23 protein-coding genes and 1 tRNA gene are annotated in these 21,223 nt (G+C 60.1%); 21 read left to right on the top strand and 3 right to left on the bottom strand.

Features of this window, described 5'->3' with window-relative positions; all coding sequences use genetic code 11:
- Positions 1–30 precede the first annotated feature (30 nt).
- The 6 genes from H351_RS01700 to H351_RS32455 all read left to right on the top strand — a co-directional run bounded on the left by H351_RS01700 (position 31) and on the right by H351_RS32455 (position 5,292).
- A complete protein-coding gene (locus H351_RS01700; protein ID WP_020968140.1) occupies positions 31–456 on the top strand; it encodes a MarR family winged helix-turn-helix transcriptional regulator in 426 nt (141 codons plus the stop codon).
- A gap of 51 nt (positions 457–507) precedes the next feature.
- Positions 508–597 (top strand) — tRNA-Ser (locus H351_RS01695).
- Between the two features lie 697 nt (positions 598–1,294).
- Complete coding sequence (locus H351_RS01690; RefSeq protein ID WP_020905808.1) at positions 1,295–1,978, top strand: MspA family porin; 684 nt, start codon at positions 1,295–1,297, stop codon at positions 1,976–1,978.
- 129 nt (positions 1,979–2,107) lie between these two features.
- Positions 2,108–2,503 (top strand): hypothetical protein, encoded by a 396-nt coding sequence (locus tag H351_RS01685; RefSeq protein ID WP_020905809.1) that lies wholly within the window; start codon positions 2,108–2,110, stop codon positions 2,501–2,503.
- 84 nt (positions 2,504–2,587) lie between these two features.
- Positions 2,588–2,929, top strand: a complete 342-nt coding sequence (locus H351_RS01680) for a hypothetical protein (protein WP_050768562.1) — start codon at positions 2,588–2,590, stop codon at positions 2,927–2,929.
- Complete coding sequence (locus H351_RS32455) at positions 2,926–5,292, top strand: hypothetical protein (RefSeq protein WP_020905811.1); 2,367 nt, start codon at positions 2,926–2,928, stop codon at positions 5,290–5,292. The genes H351_RS01680 and H351_RS32455 overlap by 4 nt, the downstream gene beginning before the upstream one ends.
- Before the next feature lie 414 nt (positions 5,293–5,706).
- Here the strand turns inward: H351_RS32455 and H351_RS32060 are convergent, their stop codons facing one another.
- Positions 5,707–5,865 (bottom strand): hypothetical protein, encoded by a 159-nt coding sequence (locus H351_RS32060; protein ID WP_155250639.1) that lies wholly within the window; start codon positions 5,863–5,865, stop codon positions 5,707–5,709.
- A gap of 35 nt (positions 5,866–5,900) precedes the next feature.
- On the opposite strand from H351_RS32060, the gene H351_RS01665 reads away from it, so the two are divergent.
- Together H351_RS01665 and H351_RS01660 are read left to right on the top strand one after the other, a co-directional pair.
- The gene (locus tag H351_RS01665) at positions 5,901–6,302 is read left to right on the top strand and encodes a hypothetical protein (protein WP_029254237.1); all 402 of its coding nucleotides are present in this window, start codon (positions 5,901–5,903) and stop codon (positions 6,300–6,302) included.
- A gap of 532 nt (positions 6,303–6,834) precedes the next feature.
- Positions 6,835–7,107, top strand: coding sequence for a hypothetical protein (locus tag H351_RS01660; RefSeq protein ID WP_029254238.1), 273 nt, complete (start codon positions 6,835–6,837; stop codon positions 7,105–7,107).
- Between the two features lie 435 nt (positions 7,108–7,542).
- Here H351_RS01660 and H351_RS01655 read toward each other — a convergent pair whose 3' ends face one another.
- Both H351_RS01655 and H351_RS01650 read right to left on the bottom strand, forming a co-directional pair.
- A complete protein-coding gene (locus tag H351_RS01655) occupies positions 7,543–7,923 on the bottom strand; it encodes a hypothetical protein (protein WP_020968146.1) in 381 nt (126 codons plus the stop codon).
- A 402-nt stretch (positions 7,924–8,325) separates the two neighbouring features.
- Positions 8,326–8,820: a DUF1877 family protein gene (locus H351_RS01650; protein ID WP_020905815.1), complete on the bottom strand. Its 495-nt coding sequence runs from the start codon at positions 8,818–8,820 to the stop codon at positions 8,326–8,328.
- A gap of 250 nt (positions 8,821–9,070) precedes the next feature.
- On the opposite strand from H351_RS01650, the gene H351_RS01645 reads away from it, so the two are divergent.
- The 13 genes from H351_RS01645 to H351_RS01590 all read left to right on the top strand — a co-directional run bounded on the left by H351_RS01645 (position 9,071) and on the right by H351_RS01590 (position 21,193).
- On the top strand, positions 9,071–9,922 hold the full coding sequence (locus H351_RS01645) for a glycoside hydrolase family 43 protein (RefSeq protein ID WP_241896030.1): 852 nt from the start codon (positions 9,071–9,073) through the stop codon (positions 9,920–9,922).
- A gap of 590 nt (positions 9,923–10,512) precedes the next feature.
- The gene (locus tag H351_RS01640; protein WP_059016389.1) at positions 10,513–11,196 is read left to right on the top strand and encodes an MspA family porin; all 684 of its coding nucleotides are present in this window, start codon (positions 10,513–10,515) and stop codon (positions 11,194–11,196) included.
- A gap of 92 nt (positions 11,197–11,288) precedes the next feature.
- On the top strand, positions 11,289–11,681 hold the full coding sequence (locus H351_RS01635; RefSeq protein ID WP_029254241.1) for a hypothetical protein: 393 nt from the start codon (positions 11,289–11,291) through the stop codon (positions 11,679–11,681).
- A 66-nt stretch (positions 11,682–11,747) separates the two neighbouring features.
- The gene (locus H351_RS01630) at positions 11,748–12,086 is read left to right on the top strand and encodes a hypothetical protein (RefSeq protein WP_029254242.1); all 339 of its coding nucleotides are present in this window, start codon (positions 11,748–11,750) and stop codon (positions 12,084–12,086) included.
- Complete coding sequence (locus tag H351_RS01625; RefSeq protein ID WP_029254243.1) at positions 12,083–15,097, top strand: Tox-REase-5 domain-containing protein; 3,015 nt, start codon at positions 12,083–12,085, stop codon at positions 15,095–15,097. Before H351_RS01630 ends, H351_RS01625 begins: the two co-directional genes overlap by 4 nt.
- A gap of 3 nt (positions 15,098–15,100) precedes the next feature.
- Positions 15,101–15,874 carry a hypothetical protein gene (locus tag H351_RS01620; protein WP_020905821.1) on the top strand — a complete coding sequence of 258 codons (774 nt, stop codon included), beginning with the start codon at positions 15,101–15,103 and terminating at the stop codon, positions 15,872–15,874.
- 365 nt (positions 15,875–16,239) lie between these two features.
- A complete protein-coding gene (locus H351_RS32900) occupies positions 16,240–16,458 on the top strand; it encodes an HNH endonuclease signature motif containing protein (protein WP_080910531.1) in 219 nt (72 codons plus the stop codon).
- Positions 16,409–16,960 carry a hypothetical protein gene (locus tag H351_RS01615; protein WP_144440089.1) on the top strand — a complete coding sequence of 184 codons (552 nt, stop codon included), beginning with the start codon at positions 16,409–16,411 and terminating at the stop codon, positions 16,958–16,960. The genes H351_RS32900 and H351_RS01615 overlap by 50 nt, the downstream gene beginning before the upstream one ends.
- A 338-nt stretch (positions 16,961–17,298) precedes the next feature.
- Positions 17,299–17,577 (top strand): hypothetical protein, encoded by a 279-nt coding sequence (locus H351_RS01610; protein ID WP_029254246.1) that lies wholly within the window; start codon positions 17,299–17,301, stop codon positions 17,575–17,577.
- A 280-nt stretch (positions 17,578–17,857) separates the two neighbouring features.
- Entirely contained in the window at positions 17,858–18,679 is an 822-nt protein-coding gene (locus H351_RS01605; RefSeq protein WP_144440088.1) for a hypothetical protein, read from the top strand.
- A gap of 60 nt (positions 18,680–18,739) precedes the next feature.
- Positions 18,740–19,159 (top strand): hypothetical protein, encoded by a 420-nt coding sequence (locus H351_RS01600; RefSeq protein ID WP_029254248.1) that lies wholly within the window; start codon positions 18,740–18,742, stop codon positions 19,157–19,159.
- Between the two features lie 217 nt (positions 19,160–19,376).
- A complete protein-coding gene (locus H351_RS01595; protein WP_244891418.1) occupies positions 19,377–20,072 on the top strand; it encodes an Imm52 family immunity protein in 696 nt (231 codons plus the stop codon).
- Positions 20,073–20,164: 92 nt separating this feature from the next.
- On the top strand, positions 20,165–21,193 hold the full coding sequence (locus tag H351_RS01590; RefSeq protein WP_244891417.1) for a prenyltransferase/squalene oxidase repeat-containing protein: 1,029 nt from the start codon (positions 20,165–20,167) through the stop codon (positions 21,191–21,193).
- Positions 21,194–21,223 lie beyond the last annotated feature (30 nt).

Below are 21,223 nucleotides of genomic sequence, written 5' to 3'. Positions count from 1 at the left end.
GGTGAGACACCGTGGCTGACGCCATGCGAGATGCGTGCATGGCGCGGCTACATGGACGGTAATCAGCGCCTCATGGAGGTTCTCAACCGCGAACTACAGGATTCGCACGACCTGTCGTTGGCCGATTACCGCATTTTGGTCATGCTCTCGGAGTCAGCTGACGGGTCGTTGCGGATGAGTGACCTGGCAGACGGCGTGCTGTCTTCGCGGAGCCGCCTGACGCACCAGATCAGGCGGATGGAATCTCAGGGCATCGTCGTGCGAGACACTTGCGTCGAAGATGGTCGCGGCGTGCTCGCTCGGATCACGGAAGAGGGTAGGCGTCGCCTCGCCGAGGCAGCGCCTACTCACGTGGCCGGAGTGCGGAACAATCTGGTCGATCTGCTGACTCCCCAGGAACTGGACGTGCTGGCAGACGTCTTCGAGAAGGTCGACAAAGCCATCGGCGAGCGCTGACTTCTGGAGCCGTTTTCGCGGTCCGTGGGAACACCCGATAGGATCGCCCACGGAAGCGTGGCAGAGCGGCCGAATGCACTCGCCTTGAAAGCGAGCGTGGCGTTAAACCCACCGGGGGTTCAAATCCCTCCGCTTCCGCCAAATGTTCGTTGTTCAAACCCAGCCCGCGCGAAAGCGTGGGCTGGGTTTTTTCGTGCCCTACGAAGCGCAGGAGCGTCGAGGAGTCGGATGTGTAGCAATCTTTGCCGCCCTGGGGTCGCCGGGTGAAGCAATGGCTTCGCCACTTCGGTGCTACGTCCGATGTTGCGGCAATCTGCCGGTTCTCGTTGTGCTGTGGTGAACGATCAGCCATTGCGGCGCTCGGCGACGAGAGTTCCAGGTGATCGCATCGTGCGGCTGGTGGTCAATTCGATTCCCTCCTTGGCTAGATGGGCTCGTGGTTTACGCGGCCTCCTTGCGCTTGGTGTCCGAATGAGCTGCGCGCCACCAATTAACTGTTGACCGTTCAATAAGTTTGCGTGGCCATATCGCCAGAGACCGCGTTGCATGCAATCTGCTGAAATGCTCCGGATCGTGCCTTGTTTGCACGTTTGCTCGACTGTCACCACTGGGCGGATGGTCCAAGTTTGGTGTCGTTCGCCACATTGGGACCTAAGTCCCATTCCCTGCTCTGAGCCCTGTCGATATGTATCTGTTACCGGAAGTTCACCGCAAGTCTCCGATAGTTGCTCGCGGGAGCCTGTTGATAAAACGGAACGCTTGGTACTGTCCGGTAACTTGCATTTAGTTAGTGTTCAGCTACCGAATTGGTTGCTGGTCCGCGACGTAGGAGTTACTCATGGCAACCGAATTGAAAGCACGAACATCTCGCCGTCGATCGAGGGCCGCGGTAGGGCTCGCGGCGTGTGCGGTTGCCGCGCTGTCGTCTGGTGTGGTCTTCGCAGGGAGCGCATCGGCAACGCCGACGGCGTTGTCGGACAAATTCGCGAGCACGGTCACCGATGACGGCTGGTCGTTGGATCTTGCCGCCACGAAACTGTCGGCGAACCCGGTGCCGAATCTGGCGACGACGGCGTTCACCCGTGAGGGGTTCGTGTCGGCGAAGGTGACCGGCACGATCGGTGGTGCGGGCGATTCGGCGGTGAAGACCGGTTATGTCGAGCAGGGATTGCAGATCGGCTGCCAGATCGATGTTTCCTCCGGACTTGGCTTGGGGCTTGGTTTTTCGCTCGGCCCTTCTGTCGGTGTGAGTATTTCGGGTGTCCCGTCGGCGAACGTGGGTGTGAATGCGTCGGTGAATCCGAGTATTCAGTCGACGATTGCGCCGGGCACGATCACGACGATTCCGTTGGGGAAGAAGGATCTCGAGTCGTCGAAGGCGTCGATCACGGCAGAGAACGTGCACGTGAAGGTTGATGCGTGCATGGGGCCGGTGACGATCCGCTCGTATGCACAACTCTCGGTGTCGACGGCGACGTCGGATAACACGTTGTTCGTGTACTCCGATCCGACCTGGCTCTAGACGCCTGACGGGGCACCGTCAGGGCTGCCGTCGAAATCCGATCCGTGCAAGTCGCCGTGTCCGCGCGCACTCATCAGGCGAGGCCCTAGGCATGGGTCTGCCCATCAATCACCATCACAGGAGAAGTTCATGAAGATTCGTACCTTGGCCACAGCCGGAGTGCTCACCGCAGGCATCGCCGTAATCGGTGTTCTCGGCGGGGGCGTGGCATCGGCTGCCACCCCGATCGTGCAGCCGGATCATGGTCGGATTGGGCTTTCGCTCTCGAATGCGGAAACCGCAGCACTGGCGGCGGGCCCGATCCCCGATGCAATCGCGAACATTGTTCTCGGCTCGCAGCGGTGGGTTGGTCGGGCACCGGGTTCGGTCATCACGAACGTCGACGGCAGGGCCAGCGCCCCCGATCGGGTCGTGATCGCCGAAGCTGCTGCGCATCCGGGTGGCTACGTCAACATCTACGTGTCCGACCCGAACAATCCCGTCACCGGGGGCTACATCGTGCAGACCTACCAGCACTGGAACTGAACTAGGGCCGGTAAACCAAGACCCTGACTGCTGCCGCCGAACTCGTTGTTTCACTTCACCTATCCGCCGTTTGGAGTTTCTGTCATGACCATCCGCAACGCTGAACACGCTCGGTCCCGCCCGATGACTGAGCCGCCGGCCACTGCTCGCGGCGCCCGCAGTGCGGATACCGACGACTGGGACCCCGACAGCGAGCTGAGCGAAACCTCGAAGGCCGTGATCGCCACCGTCTTCGGTCTCGCATTGTTGATTGCGGCGTTCGCGGCGATCGGACGGCTCGGGGGCTGGGCGGCTGACTACGGGACGATTCTCGTATATCTGGCGTTCTTTCTGTGGATGTCGATCGCGGGCCGGGTGTTCTGGTGGGGCGCAGACAAGCTCATCGCCGAGGCGCGGAAGAAGTCGAACACGGGCGATCGCCGGTGAAGTCCGTGCTGAAGCTGCGCAGGTCCATCGCGGGAGCACTCGCCGCCGGAGCACTGTTGACCGGGGTGGCGGGGGTGATCGGTGCGGGAATCGCGCTGACCGCTGGACCTGCGACTGCGGGACCGGCGGAGGATTGCGCGGCGGTGCGGGCACGTGATCATCAGATCTACCTGAACCTGATCGCGTCACTGCCACCCGGTGCCCCCGTCCCGCCCGAGTACATCAACCCGTGCCTGAGCGCACCCACCACGACTCCGACGGCGGCCCCGACAACCACCGTCGGACTACCGGGTGCACAGGCTCCGGGCGGTGGCCCGAACGTCGGCGCGAACGCGCCGACGAACTTCCCCGCTTACAACGGCACCCCCATCGTCCCCGTCCCCGGCGCCGCGCTGCCTGGACAGCCGAATACGCCGACACCATCTGGTATCGAGAACCCTGCAGGAGTCCCGGTTCCGACGACCACCAGCGGACCTGCCCCGACCACACCCCAACCCGCTGGATCGACCGCACCCACAGCGGTCCCCGATCGTGGTCCCGGACCTGTTCCCTCTGGAACGCCGAATAGTGCTCCCGGGCAATCGGAATCAAATCCCACGGTCACCCCCTCGGGGCTCGACAAAGGCGACGGCCGTGACCGGTACCTCGAACTCGTGTTGGTCGGTGCCGCCGCATTCACAGCCGGCGGGATCGGAGTACGTGGGCGTCGTTCACCGTTCGGCCCACGCATACCGTTGGGTGGGCGTACGCCGGAATCGATCCTCTCCCAGACAGTCGGTACCCTCGCCTCACCGCTGATGCAGTACGTCAAGGGTGGCCAGTCGAAGATCACAGTCACCGAACCCGGCGGAGGACGTCGTACGTTCTTCCTCATCCACGACGCGACGTCCTCACACGAAGCGGAAATCCCCGTCGACGTCCCGCCCGGCGGGCATATGAGCGTTAATCCGGACGGCTCAGTCACCGTCTTCGACGCGGACGGAAACCCGATCTCGGTCGTCGCAGCTCCGTGGGCGTACGACGCCAACGGCAATCCTGTTCCCACCGACTACGAAGTTCGCGACGGCCGCCTGATTCAGACGGTGTACGCCGACGAAGCGACCGCGTACCCGATTTTGGCTGATCCGCCGGAAAAGAAGGCGAAAGCACCCACCTCTGTCGCTTCGAAACAAGTCCAGAAAAATACGAACACCGCCGCACCCAAGCCGAATTCGATGACCTCGCGCACAAGTCCGCAGAAACCGCAGAACAGTGGAAACACGAACTCGAGCAACACTTCCGGAGCCACGAACAGCGGCACCACCGCTGGTAAGTGCGCCGGGATCACCACCCAAGGCTCCGCTCCGGTCACGAAACCTGCATCTCCCAATCAGTCACCGCGCACCACCACCAAACCTGGACCGAAGCCCGCGCCGACCTCTCAGGAACAAGCAACGAACCAACTCGCCCAAGCACACGGCGAAGTCCCTCCGGTTGCACCTTCGAAACCCGCGCAACCAAATCAGTCGCCACGCACCACAACCAGTCCGGGCCCCAAACCCACTGTCAGTCCACGTCAACAAGCTGCGAACCAGCTTGCCGAAGCGCACGGGGACGTGCCTGCCGGGTTCACCGGCAATGTGCCGATCCCGCCAGATCCGAACGCGCCCGACGACCGATCGTTCCCGCAAAAAGTATGGGACACCGCGTGGGGTGTCGGGGAAAGTGCCGTCGACACAACAGTCGATAGCGTCGGAACGCTCGGAGATGCGTGGCGAAACTTCCTCGTAGTCCCCGTGCACGATGCCGCCGTCGATCCGTTCGGCTTCAATCGCGGCCAACGAGCACAACCTTCACCCGAGCATTCTCCGGCTGAGATCGCTGCCGCAGCAGCAAATATCGTCTCCCTCATTCCGATCGTAGGCACAGGAGGCAGAGTCGGCGGAGCTGCCGTGCAAGAAGCGGTGGAGGCTGTTCTGCGGCGCGGCGGAACCGCCGCAGACGCCGAAGCCGCAGGTCGCAGGGCAGCCGCCACCGCCGGTGAGGCCGGGAATAGAGCCCCTAGCGATCCGACTATTCCCGTCGGAGACAGACCGGCCTCGACGCCTGTGGGTGGGCGCGGAGATCGCGAAATAAATGTAAAGCCCGGAACCAATCGTCCTGGAATAGTCAACGGTCGTGAATATACGGGGCATGCGTTCGACCGAATGCAAGAGCGCGGCATACTCCCATCCCTGGTTGAACAGGCCATTCGTGAAGGGGTGGCGACCCCGAGCAGAGGAAACACGACCGTGATCTATGATTCGATAAACAACCTATCAGTTATCATCAATGAAACGGGCAGAGTTGTGACCACCTCATTTGGCAATTTATCGGGAAAGTGAAAAACATGACGGATCAATCAATTTACCGCCTGGAAGCTGAGCAGGTTAATCGCGATTATTGTGACGGAAAAATATCCTTGCATGCGCTAGTTGAAATATTCGAGAGGTACGTCAGAGAACGCGAATCGGAGCGTGCATCAGATTCCGAAACCCTGAGGGGGGCCTGGGGTCAAATTGAAATAATGAATGCAATTAACCAGGATGATCCTTCGAATTCGAGCAAAAATGAGTCGGAGGTGCGAGAAGTTATTCAAGAATTCTTGGACTTGCTTCCGTAGTCTCTTTTCTCGGTCCAGGGGCGACTAATCAAGGCAGGCTTTGACTCACTTGCGCGACCAGTGTCATGTCAAGTGACACTGGCCAGCAGTTGCTTATTGTGATGTGGGAGCAGATTAGGATTCGCAGGCTGACGGTTCAGACGTCTTCGCCTTCGAGGGTGGCCATCCATTTGCCCTGATCGCCGATCACGACTACCTCGCCTACCGCATCCCAGAGGAACACAACCACATCCTGATGATTCCAGGTAAAACCGACTACCTGTACAGCAGCGTCCAGCAGAAGAGTCCTGTGCACCGACAACACACCGTTCCTCAAGCGGAATCGGCACCATGACCACCTTTTATGCAATTTGTGCGATCACCACAGGGGCTGTGGCGTTGATCGCATCCACGCCCTACGTGATGTACCGCAGTCATGCGAGAACGATCTACAGGAGTTCGTCGATCCTGACCATCGTTTTCGGTTGGCTCACCGCTCCTCAGCGGTCGATTCTCGGACCTGTCCTTTTGTGCGGTTTCGCTGCTGTGTTCGTGGCGTGGTGGTGGACCCCCTTCCTCACGCGAAGGCATCCCACCGGATTCAACGATGTTTTCGGTGCTTGGCTGACACGGGCGCTCTACCGCGAGCAGAAGGATGCACCTCCGGTAAACAGGTACGACAAACTGCACTACAAAGACACTGACCGCCAAGCACGAGATACCGATTCTGACGGAAATCAGGTCAACACCTGAGCCGGCGCGTAGAGCGCTTTGACGTGATGTCCTCAATACCACCCTCGCGCGTACCCGAACAGCTTGTAGTGAGATGCCATGGGAAACAGTACTTTCCACATGGCGGCGTACACGCGCCCGGTTTGCGCAAGCTGTACAGCAACCAGGATGATCGATGGCTCGAAACTGCTCTTCGCGCAGCCCAATTCAGTAGCTGTCAACGCCATCGCGAGCGGTAGTCCTCTTCCCCTAGTCTCTGCAGCTCATCCCATTTTTTCGAGCATCCGCCGCGAATTGGACGTAAAGCCAGGAACCAATCCTCCGGGAGTGGTCAACGGTCGCGGATACACTGGGCATGCGTTTGATCGAATGCAGCGGCGCGGCAACCTCCCCTCCCTTGTCGAACAGGCAATTCGAAATGGGGTGGCTACCCCTAGCAGCGACGCAACGATCGTATTCTATGATTCGGCAAATAACCTATCAGTCGTCGTTAACGAGGTCGGTACAGTTGTGACGACCTCATTTGGTCGGCTAAGAGGAAAGTGAAGTTGATATGACGGGAAACGGAAAATATCGCACTGAAGGCGAGCAAGTTAGTCGTGATTACAGGGAAGGTAAAATGTCCTTACAAACGCTCGTCGATATATTTGAGAGTTATGTGGACGCACGTGAATCCGAAAATGCGCCCGATTTCGAGGAATTGAGGGGTGCGTGGTTTCAGATTGAAATAGTAAATGCGGTGCGGTGGGACGATCCCGCGAAGGCATCCAAAAATGAGACGGCAGTTCGAGAATTTATCCAAGAATTCTTGGAATTGCTTCCGTAGTCCTTTTTGTTCGGTCCGGGGACGATTAATCAAAGACGGTCTTGACCACCTCAGCGATGGTCCCGCGCTGCTGTTTTGCTTGCCATTCACCATGCACACGCTGAACCCTGTGGGACCGGATCCTGCTGGGAACAGCGTCACACCATTTCGCACCATGACGGCAGCACCCGTTTCACCGCGGTGGCGGTCACGATGATCGCTATCTCTTTTCGAGTCCAGCTCATTCGTTCGCCTCAGGGGTCGGTTGTGGATGCGTTATTACGCAGCGGCACAAGGAATTTCTCGCTCGAATCGGTGCGCGTTTACAGTCCTCACAAAAGTCGCCCGGGATAGCGTCGCCTGTTCAACACTCGGCGACGAACGTGGCCACGGGAAACGAAAAATGCTCCGCCCCGCCACAGGAAGAGCGAAGCATCAATTCGACGGCGGAGGGTATTACCAGTTCTGAATGAAGAAGAACTGCTGTGAACCCCTCGCCGGGTTGAGTACGCCGAGAGAAATTTCTCCACCACGGGAGGCTGCTTCGTTGGCGAACTGGTCGAGACGTCCCCAGACGACGTTGGGGCCGCTCTCGAAGCGCGATCCTGGTGCGAGGCGCACGCCGATCTGGGTGGAGTTAGTGATGCTTTCGATCGCAGCGCCGGCATTGAGCTGGCCGAACAATGCCGTCTCACCCTGGTTCAGCTGCACGCCGATGCGCCCGTTGTCGGCGATCGGAGTAACAGCTGATGCTGCGCCCGCGCCGCTGAGTGCGATGGCTGCGATACCGGCAGGTATCAATGCGGCCGCGGTAATCATCCTGCGTAGGTGCGTCATTCGGCTTCTCCCTCGTCGGTGGCCCACTCGAGTTGGCGCCTCCACGGGCCACTTTGTCTGATTCTTCCGGTAACAGTCAACGACATGTCGCAAACAATGAGCAATCCATTGGGTTGGTTTGAGATGCAGCTCACTACTGGAAATCCGTTGAAGAATAAACTGTTTCAGTGAAACTGCTGGTCAAGATCGTGAATGCCAGAGAAGCGCGCGGACTGTCGTTACGGTTCCGTTACTGGTAAGTCTGGCTGCGAGAAGGACACGCACTCGGTCACCCAGAAACGCTGCGGCACAGGAATTGTCAGAGCAAGAACCCGCGCAGAGGGTCCTCCGCAGTTGAGCGCCACTGTCAAGCGGTCTTTCATTCTTCGAGGGCGCGCTGCTTCGGCAGTGGGCTCTCGACTGTCAGAACCGCACGGTGAATACCACGTGGCGACGCTCTCGGGCCGCGCGCTGGAAAAAGTCCGCCACTTCCTGAAGCCAGCCCCAGGCGTACCCGCGCTCGTCGGAGCCGTACTCCGGGTTGCGGTCGTCGAGTGGCATTGCGTCGTAGCGCACGCCGAACTCGGATTCGGTGATTTCCGCCAGGTACGAGGAGACTTCGGCGACCCGATCGGGTGCCAGGTAGGTGACGAGTTGGTCGTCGGTGTCGGTGTTGAGGTCTTCGTCCCCCAGGATCACGCCGTAGGCCGGCCAGTTCTCGGACACGCGCTCGTACCCCGTGCTGGAGAGGGCGCACAGGATCGGATCCCACGCCTTGTCCGTGTCGCACGAGAACTCGGATCGGCCCGTCTCCTCGATGTCCTCGACCAGAGCGCCGAGTTTGTCGTCGTCGCCGCGCGCGTCCAGAAGTTCCGCTGCCACGCTGTCTGACAGCGCGAAATGTACCCCAAGTTCCATGGCGTGATGCTAACGGCCGACCTGCCGCCGTCCCGCCGTCACTACAAGACGAATCGCCTTAGGTAACGATCCTGCTCTGCCTCCGACCGAAGTTACCCATGGTGGGCCTGCTGTCATACATACTTCATCGGTGATTCCGACAAAACGGACCGGCCTTTCTGTTGTATCGCTGGTGATCCTCGTCGTCGCGGGGTTGCTGGTCGCAGCCCCTGCCAGCAGCGCCGCGCCGCCGCCTGACTGGAAATACACAATGGTGGCGTTCAGCAATGCCAGCGACCGCGACATGGATGTCTACGAGTCGGTCGACGGCACCGGCTTTCAGCTCGTCCAGCAGTCGGCGTACAGGCCGCCGTCTGGGCTCGTGCGTGATCCGAGCATCTTCCGGAACACGGACGGGTTGTACTACCTCACCTACACGACGGGTGGTGGGGCGAACATCGGGTTCGCACGCAGCAGCGACCGCATCAACTGGACGCCGCTGGGGAACTATCCGGTTCCGTTTTGCTGCGCCTTGATGCCTGGCACGGGAGATGGCACCGGTTCTGCGAGTCCGCCGGGCTTCTCGGGTTCGGCTGGTTTCAGCGACGGACCGTCGCTGTCACCATTCGTCACCAAGGCCTGGGCGCCTGAATGGTTTGTGGACGGCGATCGCGTCAACGTCATCCTGTCGATGTCGACCGGTGGAGGATTTGTGCCGTATCTGATGACGGCGTTGGAACCGTCGCTCCGGTTGTGGAGCCCGCCTGTTCCGCTCGCCGGGATCGGTGCGGACCACATCGACACCACCGTGGTCAAAGTCGGATCGACCTATCATGCGTTCACCAAGAACGAGACGAGGAAGGTCGTCGAGCATGCGGTCGCTCCTTCGGTGACGGGACCTTATTCGTTTGTCCCGCCCGGGAATTGGGGTTCGCTTGTCGAAGGTCCGGCCGTGGTTCAGTTGCCGAGCGGCGACTGGCGGATCTATCTCGACGCCTATACCGAAGGAAAGTATCTCTACTCCGACAGCACGGACGGGCTGAACACCTGGTCTCCTGTGCAAGAGGTTCCTGGGGTGTCCGGGACTGCACGGCATCTCGGCATCATGAGAGAACCGGCATAACTTTCGACCCCGAGTTGGTAAGGCTCTGATCAAGGACTCCGGTCTTGGTCAGAGCCTTTTCTCGTACTTGCGTACGACTTGTGTGCGTCGCCTGCGCGAATCAGTGATTGACAAGCTAACGATGCGATGCCGTTGGGTCCGACGAGTTCGCGCCGACCACGAAGTGAGTATCTCGGCGTGAGCTGTGCAGAGTTGCGCTCCCAGGCCCCGCTCGGGCGCCGTACTTCACGATTGATTGCCAAGTAATGCCTGTTAGTTTCATATTCAAGTACGCGCACTGGCTTGATGCCCGCACTTTCGGTCTTCAACTGCTCTGAGGCCCGCGAAATGCGGATTCAATTCGATTTGCCGCACTGTTTCTGAGTAATCTTCTCGTCCGTAAACGGTGACCTTGCTCATAGTGGGACCTAGGTCCTTTTCGCTGCTGATAAGCCTGTCGATATATATCTGTTACCGAAAGTTCACCCTAAATCCAAGATGGGGGAGATGGCGCGCTGGCGGGCAAACAGGACGATTGGTACCGTCCGGTAACTAATTCAGTTAGTTGTCGGCTACCGCTCTGGTTGCTGTGTCACGTGGAGGAGCAGTTCATGTCGATCGAATCGCAAAACGGCGTATCCCATCGTCGATCGAGGGCCGCGGTAGGGCTCGCGGCGTGTGCGGTTGCCGCGCTGTCGTCTGGTGTGGTCTTCGCAGGGAGCGCATCGGCAACGCCAACGGCGTTGTCGGACAAATTCGCGAGCACGATCACCGATGACGGCTGGTCGTTGGATCTTGCCGCCACGAAACTGTCGGCGAACCCGGTGCCGAATCTGGCGACGACGGCGTTCACCCGTGAGGGGTTCGTGTCGGCGAAGGTGACCGGCACGATCGGTGGTGCGGGCGATTCGGCAGTGAAGACCGGTTATGTCGAGCAGGGATTGCAGATCGGCTGCCAGATCGATGTCTCCTCCGGACTTGGCTTGGGGCTTGGCTTTTCGCTCGGCCCTTCTGTCGGTGTGAGTATTTCGGGTGTCCCGTCGGCGAACGTGGGTGTGAATGCGTCGGTGAATCCGAGTATTCAGTCGACGATTGCGCCGGGCACGATCACGACGATTCCGTTGGGGAAGAAGGATCTCGAGTCGTCGAAGGCGTCGATCACGGCAGAGAACGTGCACGTGAAGGTTGATGCGTGCATGGGGCCGGTGACGATCCGCTCGTATGCACAACTCTCGGTGTCGACGGCGACGTCGGATAACACGTTGTTCGTGTACTCCGATCCCACCTGGCTCTAACCCCGAGCAGCCGTCGTCAGCGCTGCTGGCGAGCAATTCCTGATCCGTCCCGTCCCGGGGTGGTTACTCATCACGCTCACAGAGGAGAAATCATGAAGATTCGTACCTTGGCCACTGCCGGAACCCTCACCGCAGGTATCGCCCTGATCGGTGTTCTCGGCGCCGGCGTGGCATCTGCTGCAACTCCGATCGTGCAACCGGAACATGGCCGGATCGGACTTTCACTTTCGAACGCCGAAACGGCGGCGCTGGCGGCGAGCCCGATTCCTGATGCGATTGCGAACATCGTTCCAGGTTCGCTGAGGGGGGTCTGGTTGGCGCCTGGTTCCGCGATAACTGTTACCGATGGCAAGGTCGACGCCCTCGAAGGAGCTGTGCTCGGTGAAGCAGCCGCGCGTGGTGGGCATGCCAATGTCTTTGTCTCCGACCCGAATCACCCCGCCAGTGAGGGGCACATAGTGCTGACGGAGCAGTACTGGAACTGATACCAGGCCGAACGCCGGCGACCCGTTGTCCCCGCTCGCTCTCCCTTCCTATTTGGAGTTCCAGCCATGACCGTCAACAACGCCGAACGCCGCAGTGTCCAGTCGGAATCCACTGCCGTCGATAGTAAAGACGTTGCAGACGTTGATGACTGGGATCCGGACAGCGAACTCAGTCCACTTTCCAAGGCTGTGATCGCCACCGCAGTCGGACTGGGGTTGCTGATCGCGGCATTCGCGGTGATCGGGAAGCTCGCCGGCTGGGCGAACGACTACGGGACGATCCTGGTTTACCTGGCATTCTTCTTGTGGATGTCGATCTCCGGACGGTTGTTCTGGTGGGGCGCCGACAAACTCATCGCGCTACTCCGAACGAAGAAGAGTGACAATCGTGGTGCGCACCGGTGAAGTCCGGTAGACGACTTCGCCGGACTCTCGCGGGAGTGCTTGCCGCCGGGGCGCTGTTGACCGGAGCGGCCGGAGCGATCGGTGCGGGAATCGCACTCTCCGCCGCTCCGGCGAACGCGACGCCGGAAGAAGACTGCGCGGCGGTGCGGGCACGTGATCATCAGATCTACCTGAATCTCATTGCGTCGCTGCCACCTGGTGCGCCCATCCCGCCAGAGATCATCAACCCGTGCCTGAGTGCGCCGTCCACGACGTCGACCACTGCGCCGACGACCACTGTCGGGCTCCCCGGTGCGCAGGCTCCAGGCGGTGGCCCAAATGTCGGGGCCAATGCTCCGACGAACTTTCCCACCTACAACGGCACCCCCATCGTCCCTGTGCCGACGATCGAGGTTCCGCCCATTGCTTCCGAGTCCCCGGCCTCGGAAACTGGTGTCGGTGCATTCCCCAATGCATCGGCATCAGCGGTTCCCTCACCCACACCCACCCCGGGTGAGGGAACCACCACCGATCGTGGTCCCGGACCGATCCCCACGGATTCGGATTCGAATACCGCACCGGCCCAAACGGTTCCGGACCCGGCAGCAGATGTTTCCACCGACGGGGAGGACTCGGGCCGTGACCGGTATCTCGAACTCACCCTGATCGGCGCTGCAGCGTTCACCGCTGCGGGTATCGGAGTGCGCGGGCGGGCGGGACCTTTCAGCCCCCGCACGCCCGAATCAGTACTCTCCCAGGCGGTCGGGACTGTCGCGTCGCCGTTGACTGCGTACGCACCTGGCGGGCAGTCCTCGTTGCGGGTGTTCGATCCGATCACCGGCGGAAGCCGGTTCTTCTTCCTGATCCACGACGAAACGTCGTCGCACGAATCCGTGATTCCGGTGACGGTGCCGCCCGGCGGTCACATGAGCGTCAACCCCGATGGCACGGTCACCGTCTTCGACGCCGACGGAAACCCGGTCTCGACAATCGATGCCCCGTGGGCGTACGACGCCAACGGCACACCCATCCCGACGCACTACGAGATCCGGGACGGGCAACTCGTCCAGGTCGTCGACACCGCAGGCATAGAGAACCTGCTGTACCCGATCCTCGCCGACCCGGAGCTGACACCGGAAGAACGTGCTGCGCGCGAAGCGCAGGCGAACTTCATCGGCCCGATGACCCCGGAGGGCGAACAAGCACGCCGGGACGCACAAAACGTCCTCGCCGCCAACCCTCCGGAGTCGGCGGATTCAGACCTCGGCCAGCTCATGGTCGGTGACCCCAACCACGAGGTCTCCGAACCACCGATCGCCGAAACAGGAACCGGAAACCCTGTCGGCGACGCGATACTCGCCGATCAAACGCAGGAGCCGATCACTTCGAACATCGGCGGGCAGGACTACACCACAGAACCTGCGGACCCAGCGGATTCAGACCTCGGCCAGCTCATGGTCGGTGACCCCAACCACGAGGTCTCCGAACCACCGATCGCCGAAACAGGAACCGGAAACCCTGTCGGCGACGCGATACTCGCCGATCAAACGCAGGAGCCGATCACTTCGAACATCGGCGGGCAGGACTACACCACAGAACCTGTCGTCACTGACACCTCCTTCACGGACGAAAACGGAACCAACTGGTCCGGCACACCCTCGAAGGTGCCGAACGTGTGGAGTTGGACGTACACCGACGCGCAGGGAGAAGAGCACGACCTGCAGGTCACCTACGACGAGCAGGGACGTCCCTACCAGGTTTTCGACCATTCCAACTCGGAACTGTCCCTGTACGACTGGAGCACCGGCGAACCAGTTCGGATAGGCGACGCGCAGCATCTGGACCCCGGTGTCGCTTACGATCAGCCTTACACCGGCGAGATCATGAGCTTCGTTCTCCCACCATTGCGTGGGGGGCGTCTGATTGCTGGCGCAGTCCGGGCCGAAGACCTGATCGTCTCGAACCGGACAGCACCGACCCGCCCCCCGGTTACTTCACCGGCTGTTCCGGCGCAGAGTGTTCCCCGGCCGGGCACAGTGCCACCGCGCGGCATACCCGTCATCGACGGCACCGTTCCACCTGCCGAACATGACCAACCCACGATCCCTTCCGTGAATGAACCTGCACGCCCGGATCCCACGATTCCGGAACCCTCGCAACCCACTTCGCCCGGCGATCCCGATCGTGGCGAGTGGGAATCACCCTCGCCCGGTGAGGTTGCTGATCCGGGGTCGAACCCAGAACCGAAGGCTCCCTCGCCAGGTCACGTCGAGGAACCGAGTGTGCCGACTTTGCCCGATGTCGGTCATGTGCCGGTGAATCCGGATGCTCCCGGCGCTCCGCAGCAACCCGGACCACCGGAATTCGACCCCTTCGCCACCGATCCGAGCACGATCGAGCAGCCAGGTGTTATTCCAGGTCCGACAGACCGGCCGACTGTCGCTACCCCGCCGCTACAGCCCGATTCTGGCGAACCAGGCGTATCGCTTCCGATTACCAACACGCAGACGGATCCTGGCGGAATCGAAACCGGTGAACCCGCAGACGTTCCTGCAGGTCGTATTCCGATACTCGGAGATCCTGAGGGCGGTCACGGTATTTGGGACAACGCCTATCCATCAGAGATCGCGTCGATGTTCGACCAGAACGGCAATTTGACACCCAACGCAGCTTTTCAGCAGTTTGTTACCGGAGTTGACCCAGCGTTCACTTACTACCTTCCGGCGCCTTTCAGACCAACCGGGCGCATCAGTATCGACAACTGGATCCAAGAACTCAATATGCTTCAAGAGGTCAAAGGTAATTACGACATGCTGTTCAGACCGCATGTACCAGACTTCATGCGCGACAATATTGTCGATGGCATGCTTGAGCAAGCTGAGCGACAGGTCCGAGCCATAGCTCTTGCGGGCAGCGATGCACACCTCCAATGGGTGTTTCTGCAAGAACAAGCTGCGCAGATAATGGAGGATGCGTTCGACGAGGTCATCGGGCTGGAGAACATCAACATCATCGTATTTGGAGGGGAGTGAAGAGTGCCTACATCATCACTGCGCCGCAATCCTACGGCGGGCTTGACAGTGAAGGTCATTCCACGAAAGGGTGCGCCTGAAAGCGAGGCCGTCACGGCCGCGCTCGTTGCACGTTCGCTACGATTGCTTCGCGACATCGATCCTGTCTTCGACGTCGACTTGTACCAAACAGTAGGCGATGCCCTCCCCGACGGTGCCGGAGTCGAGCAAGCCTTGGCGTCGAATATCCGTCAGATCCTTGTACCTCCGACGGAAAAATCGATCGAAGCCGCATTGATCGAGCGCAGACGATCCCCTGATGCCACCGGCGGTATGTATCCCCTCTCATTGGGACGACATATGACCCTGTATTCACCCGCTGGAGACGTCAAAGTCGTTGTTAGTTTCGGGGGCACCTCAGGGTCCGGCGCATTCGCATGTGCCTTTGCCGACGAATCACTGATTTCGCTGGCATCGAAGCTCGTACAGGGACTAGCCGACATCTGGGACTCGCGTGTCACCGTGCTCTACCGCCGAACCGAATCATCGCCTCAGCGCAACGTACCGGGTGACGCAATCGTGGGCAGTTGCACCTACTTCGGTCCTGAGTTGCCGATCAAGGAAACGCAGCTCCCGCCCAGCGTGGAGGCATTTCCCTACCAGGACGGCACAATCGTCATCCAGAAGAATCTGTCCACGCCGTTAACCGTCGAGGACATCCGAAGCATCCGCGCAGCAGCAGGACTGCCGACCGAACGACCGGAGATTCCTCTACCCAAAGGTTTCAGACGGCTGTGAGCCCTACGTTGGGCGCACTCGGGGCTGCCTGCAGGTAGGATGGCGCGGACCGACCAGCCTGCCCGCAATTACTGCGCCACGATCCCGATCCGGCTACGCACCAGCTGATCGACGCTCCGGGTGGAGTGCCACCGCGCGGCATACCCGCCATGGACGGCACAGTTCCACCTGCCGAGCATGATCAACCCTCTGTTCCGTCCGTGAATGAACCTGCACGCCCGGATCCCGCGATTCCGGAACCCTCGCAGATAGTGCTTGATATTGAGGGATGATGTCCGGACTGCCAGGTAGGCCGGGGCTAATTGTGCGGATGATTCGTGGGTCGGTAGTGAGGCGGTCAGCGGAGACCATACCGTTTTCGAAGGCTGGCGGCCGGCTGCGGCCTTTGTCTATGGCGTCGAACCCTTCGGCGATCCAGTCGATGTGGGAGATTCCGGCGCGGTCGAAGGCGCTGGGAGGTGCATCACATACTTCCCCGAAAGTACGGAGGTACGAATGAATTCTGGAATCTAGTTCCCCTGCCCACTTCTATACATGCACTCTTCACTCGATGGTGGGAATTTTATGCCGATATCTATAACTGATGCGCTGGAGTCCTATTCCGACATCCAGCGGTTCCTAGTCCCGACGCATCCAGGCCGATCATTCGACATCTGCAACACCTACGACCCGCCGGCAGAGGCTGAAGAGGTGGCTCAGTATTGGAATCTAGATACCCTGCCGAGAGATCTCTTCGATTTATGGAGAAGCGCGAGAGAATGCAGACTTCACCACGATAGGGGCTCAGGAAAGGGTGGAATAACACTCCTTTCTCCGCCCAAAGCTCGAGAAGTTACGGAACGCGAGCTGGAATTCTGGGATGACGAGGATGGGCGCTTCTTGAAGAGTGACATAATAATCGGCACAATGGTGGTCGAGCCAGATTTCATTGTATTCGACACAAGAAAAAACGACTTCAATGTTCTGTTAGCTTCAACTCTCGACGGACGTGGGGACTGGCCTATCGTGGGGCGGAATATTTCCGACTTCTTGCTGCGTTATCGTGATTTACCTGGAGAAGGCCACTGGCAGCGCTCGATCGTTTGATGCACCGGAGAGCGAAGTTGGCTTCCATCCTCGAGGGAATCGATGGCTTGGCCATGGCGACCCCGAGGAAGGTGCGCGGTTCTGCATGGGAGCGGGTGTTGAAGGCTGCGGCGAGCAACCTTGGCCCATAGTGGGTTGTGGCACGATCTGGCACCCAGGGGGAGTTGATCCATTTACCAGTGCGATGGTGGTTCAATTCCATTGGGTTGGATCCCAAACCGAACCGGGAAGAGTTGACCTTCAGTCATGTGCCCCTGATGAGAGAATTCACGCCGGGCACTATCACCTTTCGGCAGAGTTCATATCAATCTGGTCCCACAGATTCTGGACCACCGAACATGCAGATGGACATCTTCGATACCCGCGGTGCTGCGGAGATCGTGCGCTGGTGGGCGCTCGGTCCGTCCACCAAGTTCTTTGCTGCACCGCCGCTTCCCGACTCGGTAGCTGCAGACGAGCAGGCTTATGCCGACCGCAAGGAAGAGCCTTGCCGGGATTGGATGATTTCGGCTGGACTGCGGGTGATAGCTGACACCGGTTCGCCAATCGAGGTCATCGACAGCGTCCTCTGGGAGTTGGCTCGCCGTGACGTCGGTGGCCACGTCCAAAGTTTCTGACGAGAATTTCGCGCGGTCGCGGAAAACAGAGACCGACTAGCGACATTGCAGTGGCTGGACGAAGAAAGACGTCGTTCTGTAAAGGATGCATACGGGCTTCGGGATTCTGCGTTTGCCGATGTGATTTTCCGTACTGAGGACTCGTAGCCGAGGGAAGTAGGCGTGAGGGAGTGGAATCGGATGGATCGCGCGCCGCGTCGGAGAAACCGCTGTCGGTGCGCACAGTCGCTCCTTTTCGTCTACCAAATAATATGAATGGTCCTTTATGGCAAGCATGCACATGAGCGATGACAAGCCTAAGCCACCGAAATCGGTCACTGAGGTGCTCGAGTCCCTGGGAACGGACCGGGATCAGTTGCGGGAGATGGCGAAAGATGCGATCGCAGACTTGACTCCGAAGAAAGGAAGAGGCGCTGCGTGGGAGAAGGTGCTGGGCACGGCGGTGAAGAAGCTCGGGCCCAACTGGACGATCATCGGTAGCGGTTTGCGAGCGGAACTGCTGCCCACGCCAGTTCGGTGGTGGTTCGACACCGTCGGGATCGATCCGATCCCCAACAGAGAACAACTGACCATCGGCCATGTCCGGCTCTTCGAACCGCTCATTCCTCGTGCCATCACTCTGAGGCAGGACATTCCCGACAGTAGGCTTCAGGACCAGGAGTTCCGCCGACTGCAGATCGACATCTTCGACACCGCCTCCGCTGCGGCAACAGTGACGCAGTGGGCTCAGGGCCCAGCAATGCAACTATTCGACACCAAGCCTGCTGAGCTTTTCTCGGCATTTCTGGAGGAGAAGTATCTGGTCCGAGACCAGTCGCGTAGCACCAGCTGGAGGTTTCTGGCGGCGTATCGCGTGATCACCGACACCGGGTCACCGCTCGAGGTCATCGACAGCCAACTCGACTATCTCCGCAGCCGGGCTGCCGACCCGGCAGGTCCACTTGTGATGTTCTGGGAACAGTTTCGTGAGGTCGCTGCTGCCGGTGATCGAGAGAGGACACTGCGGTGGCTCGACGAGCATCGACGTGCCACGGTGCGTGAGCACTACCCGTTACCGGATTCGGTGTTCGCCGATGTTCTCGAAGACCTGGGCGACGGTTAGTCATGTGAGTGCAAGAATCTCGGATTTGCTTCGACCACAACACTTCAAGGGGAGAAATTAATGGACTACTGGGTCGTCGTCCCGGAAGAGCCAGGGTTTGTCGGGGATCGTACAGTTGTCGATACCGCAACCTTGCCGCCGACGGTGGAGAGGGCGCACTTCGTGTTCACGCGGCAACCTACCGACGGACTGATCGGTGCGGGCCCGCTGGTGTTGGTGGACCGTGAGACCGCGGAAGCGCTCGAGGACAACGTCTTCGGTGAAGTGTCCCTTCATCCGGCGGACCTCGATACGGACCCGGCGTCGGGGTTGTTGCGGGTTCCCGACTTTGTGTGGTGTCAGGTGCATGGGCAAGCGGGGATGCTCGATATCGGCCTCACCGAGGACGGTCGCCTGGTGATGTCGGGGCAAGCGTTGTTGGTGTTCCACTCTTTCGGTGGCGGCATCGACAACGCCACCATCTCCGAATGGCTCGGCTGAACCAACTTGCCCTACATATGCTTTGCCGTGGTGAAACTATGTGATGGCATGCCTTGAGCGCAGCGCGCTCCCCCCAAGCCGCCGTGATCGAGGAACTACCCACTGACACGTTGATCCGGTTGGGAGACAAGCCTATGCACGTCCATGCCGCCGACATCGTGGCAGTGCGCGCAGTGTCGGGCTATGGAGATCAGGTCGGATTGGAAAGGACGGGGCGATGAGCATGTTCGGGCGGCGGCCGACGGTAGCCGGATATTGGGGCACGCGGGTGCAGTCGAGTCAGGAGGTGGCGCAGACGATGCGGGCTTTCCTCGATGATCTGGAAGCGGTCGACCCGGGGTTGGCGTTGCCGTGGGTCTCGACTGCCGAGTTCGACAAGGTGCCAGCAGATCTCAGTGTGGACGGGTTGGTGCGAATCTTCGAGTATTCCCGCTCGAAGGAGATGGGGTATTCGGACACCCCGGGACCGGGTTACGACATCGACTTGTCGCCCGAGGACGGGACCGCGCGCCGGGTCGGTGCCTGGGTCGGCGGGCTGGAAACCAGTGCTCCCAACAGTGTCCGGGTGTCGTTGCCGACGGAGAAGCAGCTCACCGACAGTACCCGGCGGTTGCTCGACCCGGATATCGGAGACGCGATCGTGAGAGTGATCGTCAAGCATTGGGATCCGGATCGGGCTCGGTGGAGCATCGGCGACTACCGGCACCTTCAGAATCGGTCGAAAGGTGAGGTGGAGGTGGGATGGGAAACATACTTCCATTCAGGAGTTACGTTCGATCGCAGCAAACTCCCCCAATCTGCGGTGGTGGAGGAACTGCCCATTGGCACGTTGGTTCGGTTGGGGGACAAGCCAATGGAGGTCGCTGCCGCCGACATCGTGGCGGTGCGGGCAGCGTTGGATTACCCGGTGTAGGCCACGCAACGGGTCCGGAATTCACCATTGCATCAGACGTAGAGAAATGTGTTAACCGGATGGCCTGCTTCGCCTTTCGATAGTATCGTCAGATGGCACCCCGAACCGACTTGCTCGCGTGGCTCCTCGATTCGGATCCAGCGATTCGGTGGCAGGTGGAGCGCGATCTGTTGAACGAAGCGCCCACTGTGTGGGCGGCGACGCGCGCGTCGATCGCTACCAAAGGATTTGGTGCACGCCTGCTTTCATTGCAGGATCGAGACGGCCAATGGGCGGGTGGGGCGTTCTTCCCGGCAGAATTCGACTTCGCGGGACCCGAAGCAGCTGAACAAGGTTCGCAACCCTGGACGGCAACAACCTGGACGCTCAACTCCTTGCGTGAGTGGGGCCTCGACGCCGGTGTTCTGCGGGAGCGTCGTATCGCAGAACTGCTCGCGGAAAACTGTCGCTGGGAGTACGAGGGCCGGCCGTACTGGGACGGTGAGGTCGATTGCTGCATCAACGCCTGGACGGTGGCAAACGGTGTGTGGCTCGACATGCGTGTTGATGAACTGGCTGATTGGTTTGTGCAGCATCAACTTCGGGATGGTGGGTGGAACTGCGAGTGGATCGAAGGTTCGACGCGATCGTCGTTTCATTCGACGCTCAATTCACTCAAAGGGCTTCTCGCGTACGAGATCGCGACCGGGGGAACAGATGAGACGCGCGCGGCTCGACGATCCGGTGAGGAATTCTTGCTGCGGCGCGGTCTGTTCCGGCGACTCTCGACCGGCGAACCGGTGGGGCCCTGGGTCGGCCGGTTCGCGTACCCGTTCCGGTGGCGTTACAACGTGCTCAACGCAGCCGACTACTTCCGTGAAGCGTCGTTGTCGTATGGAAATGAGCCTGATCCGCGAATGGCGGACGCGATCGAGATGATCCGCCGCTCGAGCCTCGGATGGGACGTGGCTCCAGGCCGGTCGCCAACCGGGGCGGGTGTGGTTCGAGGTCGACACAGAGGCGGGGGAGCCGTCGAAGTGGCTGACTTTGTCCGGCATCCGAGTGCTCGCCTGGTGGGATCAATCCTCCCCTCTAGGTTCCGCATAACAAAAGAGTTACAGCGAGAGTTTTTTCACCTTTAAAGGTTATCGAAAGGTGATCTTCGACTTTCC

It is taken from the genome of Rhodococcus erythropolis R138, from assembly GCF_000696675.2.
Classification (GTDB): Bacteria; Actinomycetota; Actinomycetes; order Mycobacteriales; family Mycobacteriaceae; genus Rhodococcus_F; species Rhodococcus_F erythropolis.
The sequence above is the reverse complement of the archived record's forward strand: the minus strand, read 5'-3'. Positions and strand labels throughout refer to the sequence as shown.

Bases quoted from the DNA above. Each gene is read 5' to 3' on its own strand.
- H351_RS01685 (WP_020905809.1), top strand. From the start codon at position 2,108: ATGAAGATTCGTACCTTGGCCACAGCCGGAGTGCTCACCGCAGGCATC.
- H351_RS01640 (WP_059016389.1), top strand. From the start codon at position 10,513: ATGTCGATCGAATCGCAAAACGGCGTATCCCATCGTCGATCGAGGGCC.
- H351_RS01700 (WP_020968140.1), top strand. From the start codon at position 31: ATGCGTGCATGGCGCGGCTACATGGACGGTAATCAGCGCCTCATGGAG.
- H351_RS01660 (WP_029254238.1), top strand. From the start codon at position 6,835: ATGACGGGAAACGGAAAATATCGCACTGAAGGCGAGCAAGTTAGTCGT.
- H351_RS01590 (WP_244891417.1), top strand. From the start codon at position 20,165: ATGGCACCCCGAACCGACTTGCTCGCGTGGCTCCTCGATTCGGATCCA.
- H351_RS01595 (WP_244891418.1), top strand. From the start codon at position 19,377: ATGAGCATGTTCGGGCGGCGGCCGACGGTAGCCGGATATTGGGGCACG.
- H351_RS01615 (WP_144440089.1), top strand. From the start codon at position 16,409: ATGCACTCTTCACTCGATGGTGGGAATTTTATGCCGATATCTATAACT.
- H351_RS01630 (WP_029254242.1), top strand. From the start codon at position 11,748: ATGACCGTCAACAACGCCGAACGCCGCAGTGTCCAGTCGGAATCCACT.
- H351_RS01610 (WP_029254246.1), top strand. From the start codon at position 17,299: ATGCAGATGGACATCTTCGATACCCGCGGTGCTGCGGAGATCGTGCGC.
- H351_RS01665 (WP_029254237.1), top strand. From the start codon at position 5,901: ATGACCACCTTTTATGCAATTTGTGCGATCACCACAGGGGCTGTGGCG.
- H351_RS01600 (WP_029254248.1), top strand. From the start codon at position 18,740: ATGGACTACTGGGTCGTCGTCCCGGAAGAGCCAGGGTTTGTCGGGGAT.
- H351_RS01605 (WP_144440088.1), top strand. From the start codon at position 17,858: ATGAGCGATGACAAGCCTAAGCCACCGAAATCGGTCACTGAGGTGCTC.
- H351_RS01635 (WP_029254241.1), top strand. From the start codon at position 11,289: ATGAAGATTCGTACCTTGGCCACTGCCGGAACCCTCACCGCAGGTATC.
- H351_RS01655 (WP_020968146.1), bottom strand. From the start codon at position 7,923: ATGACGCACCTACGCAGGATGATTACCGCGGCCGCATTGATACCTGCC.
- H351_RS01690 (WP_020905808.1), top strand. From the start codon at position 1,295: ATGGCAACCGAATTGAAAGCACGAACATCTCGCCGTCGATCGAGGGCC.
- H351_RS01680 (WP_050768562.1), top strand. From the start codon at position 2,588: ATGACCATCCGCAACGCTGAACACGCTCGGTCCCGCCCGATGACTGAG.
- H351_RS01645 (WP_241896030.1), top strand. From the start codon at position 9,071: ATGGTGGCGTTCAGCAATGCCAGCGACCGCGACATGGATGTCTACGAG.
- H351_RS01650 (WP_020905815.1), bottom strand. From the start codon at position 8,820: ATGGAACTTGGGGTACATTTCGCGCTGTCAGACAGCGTGGCAGCGGAA.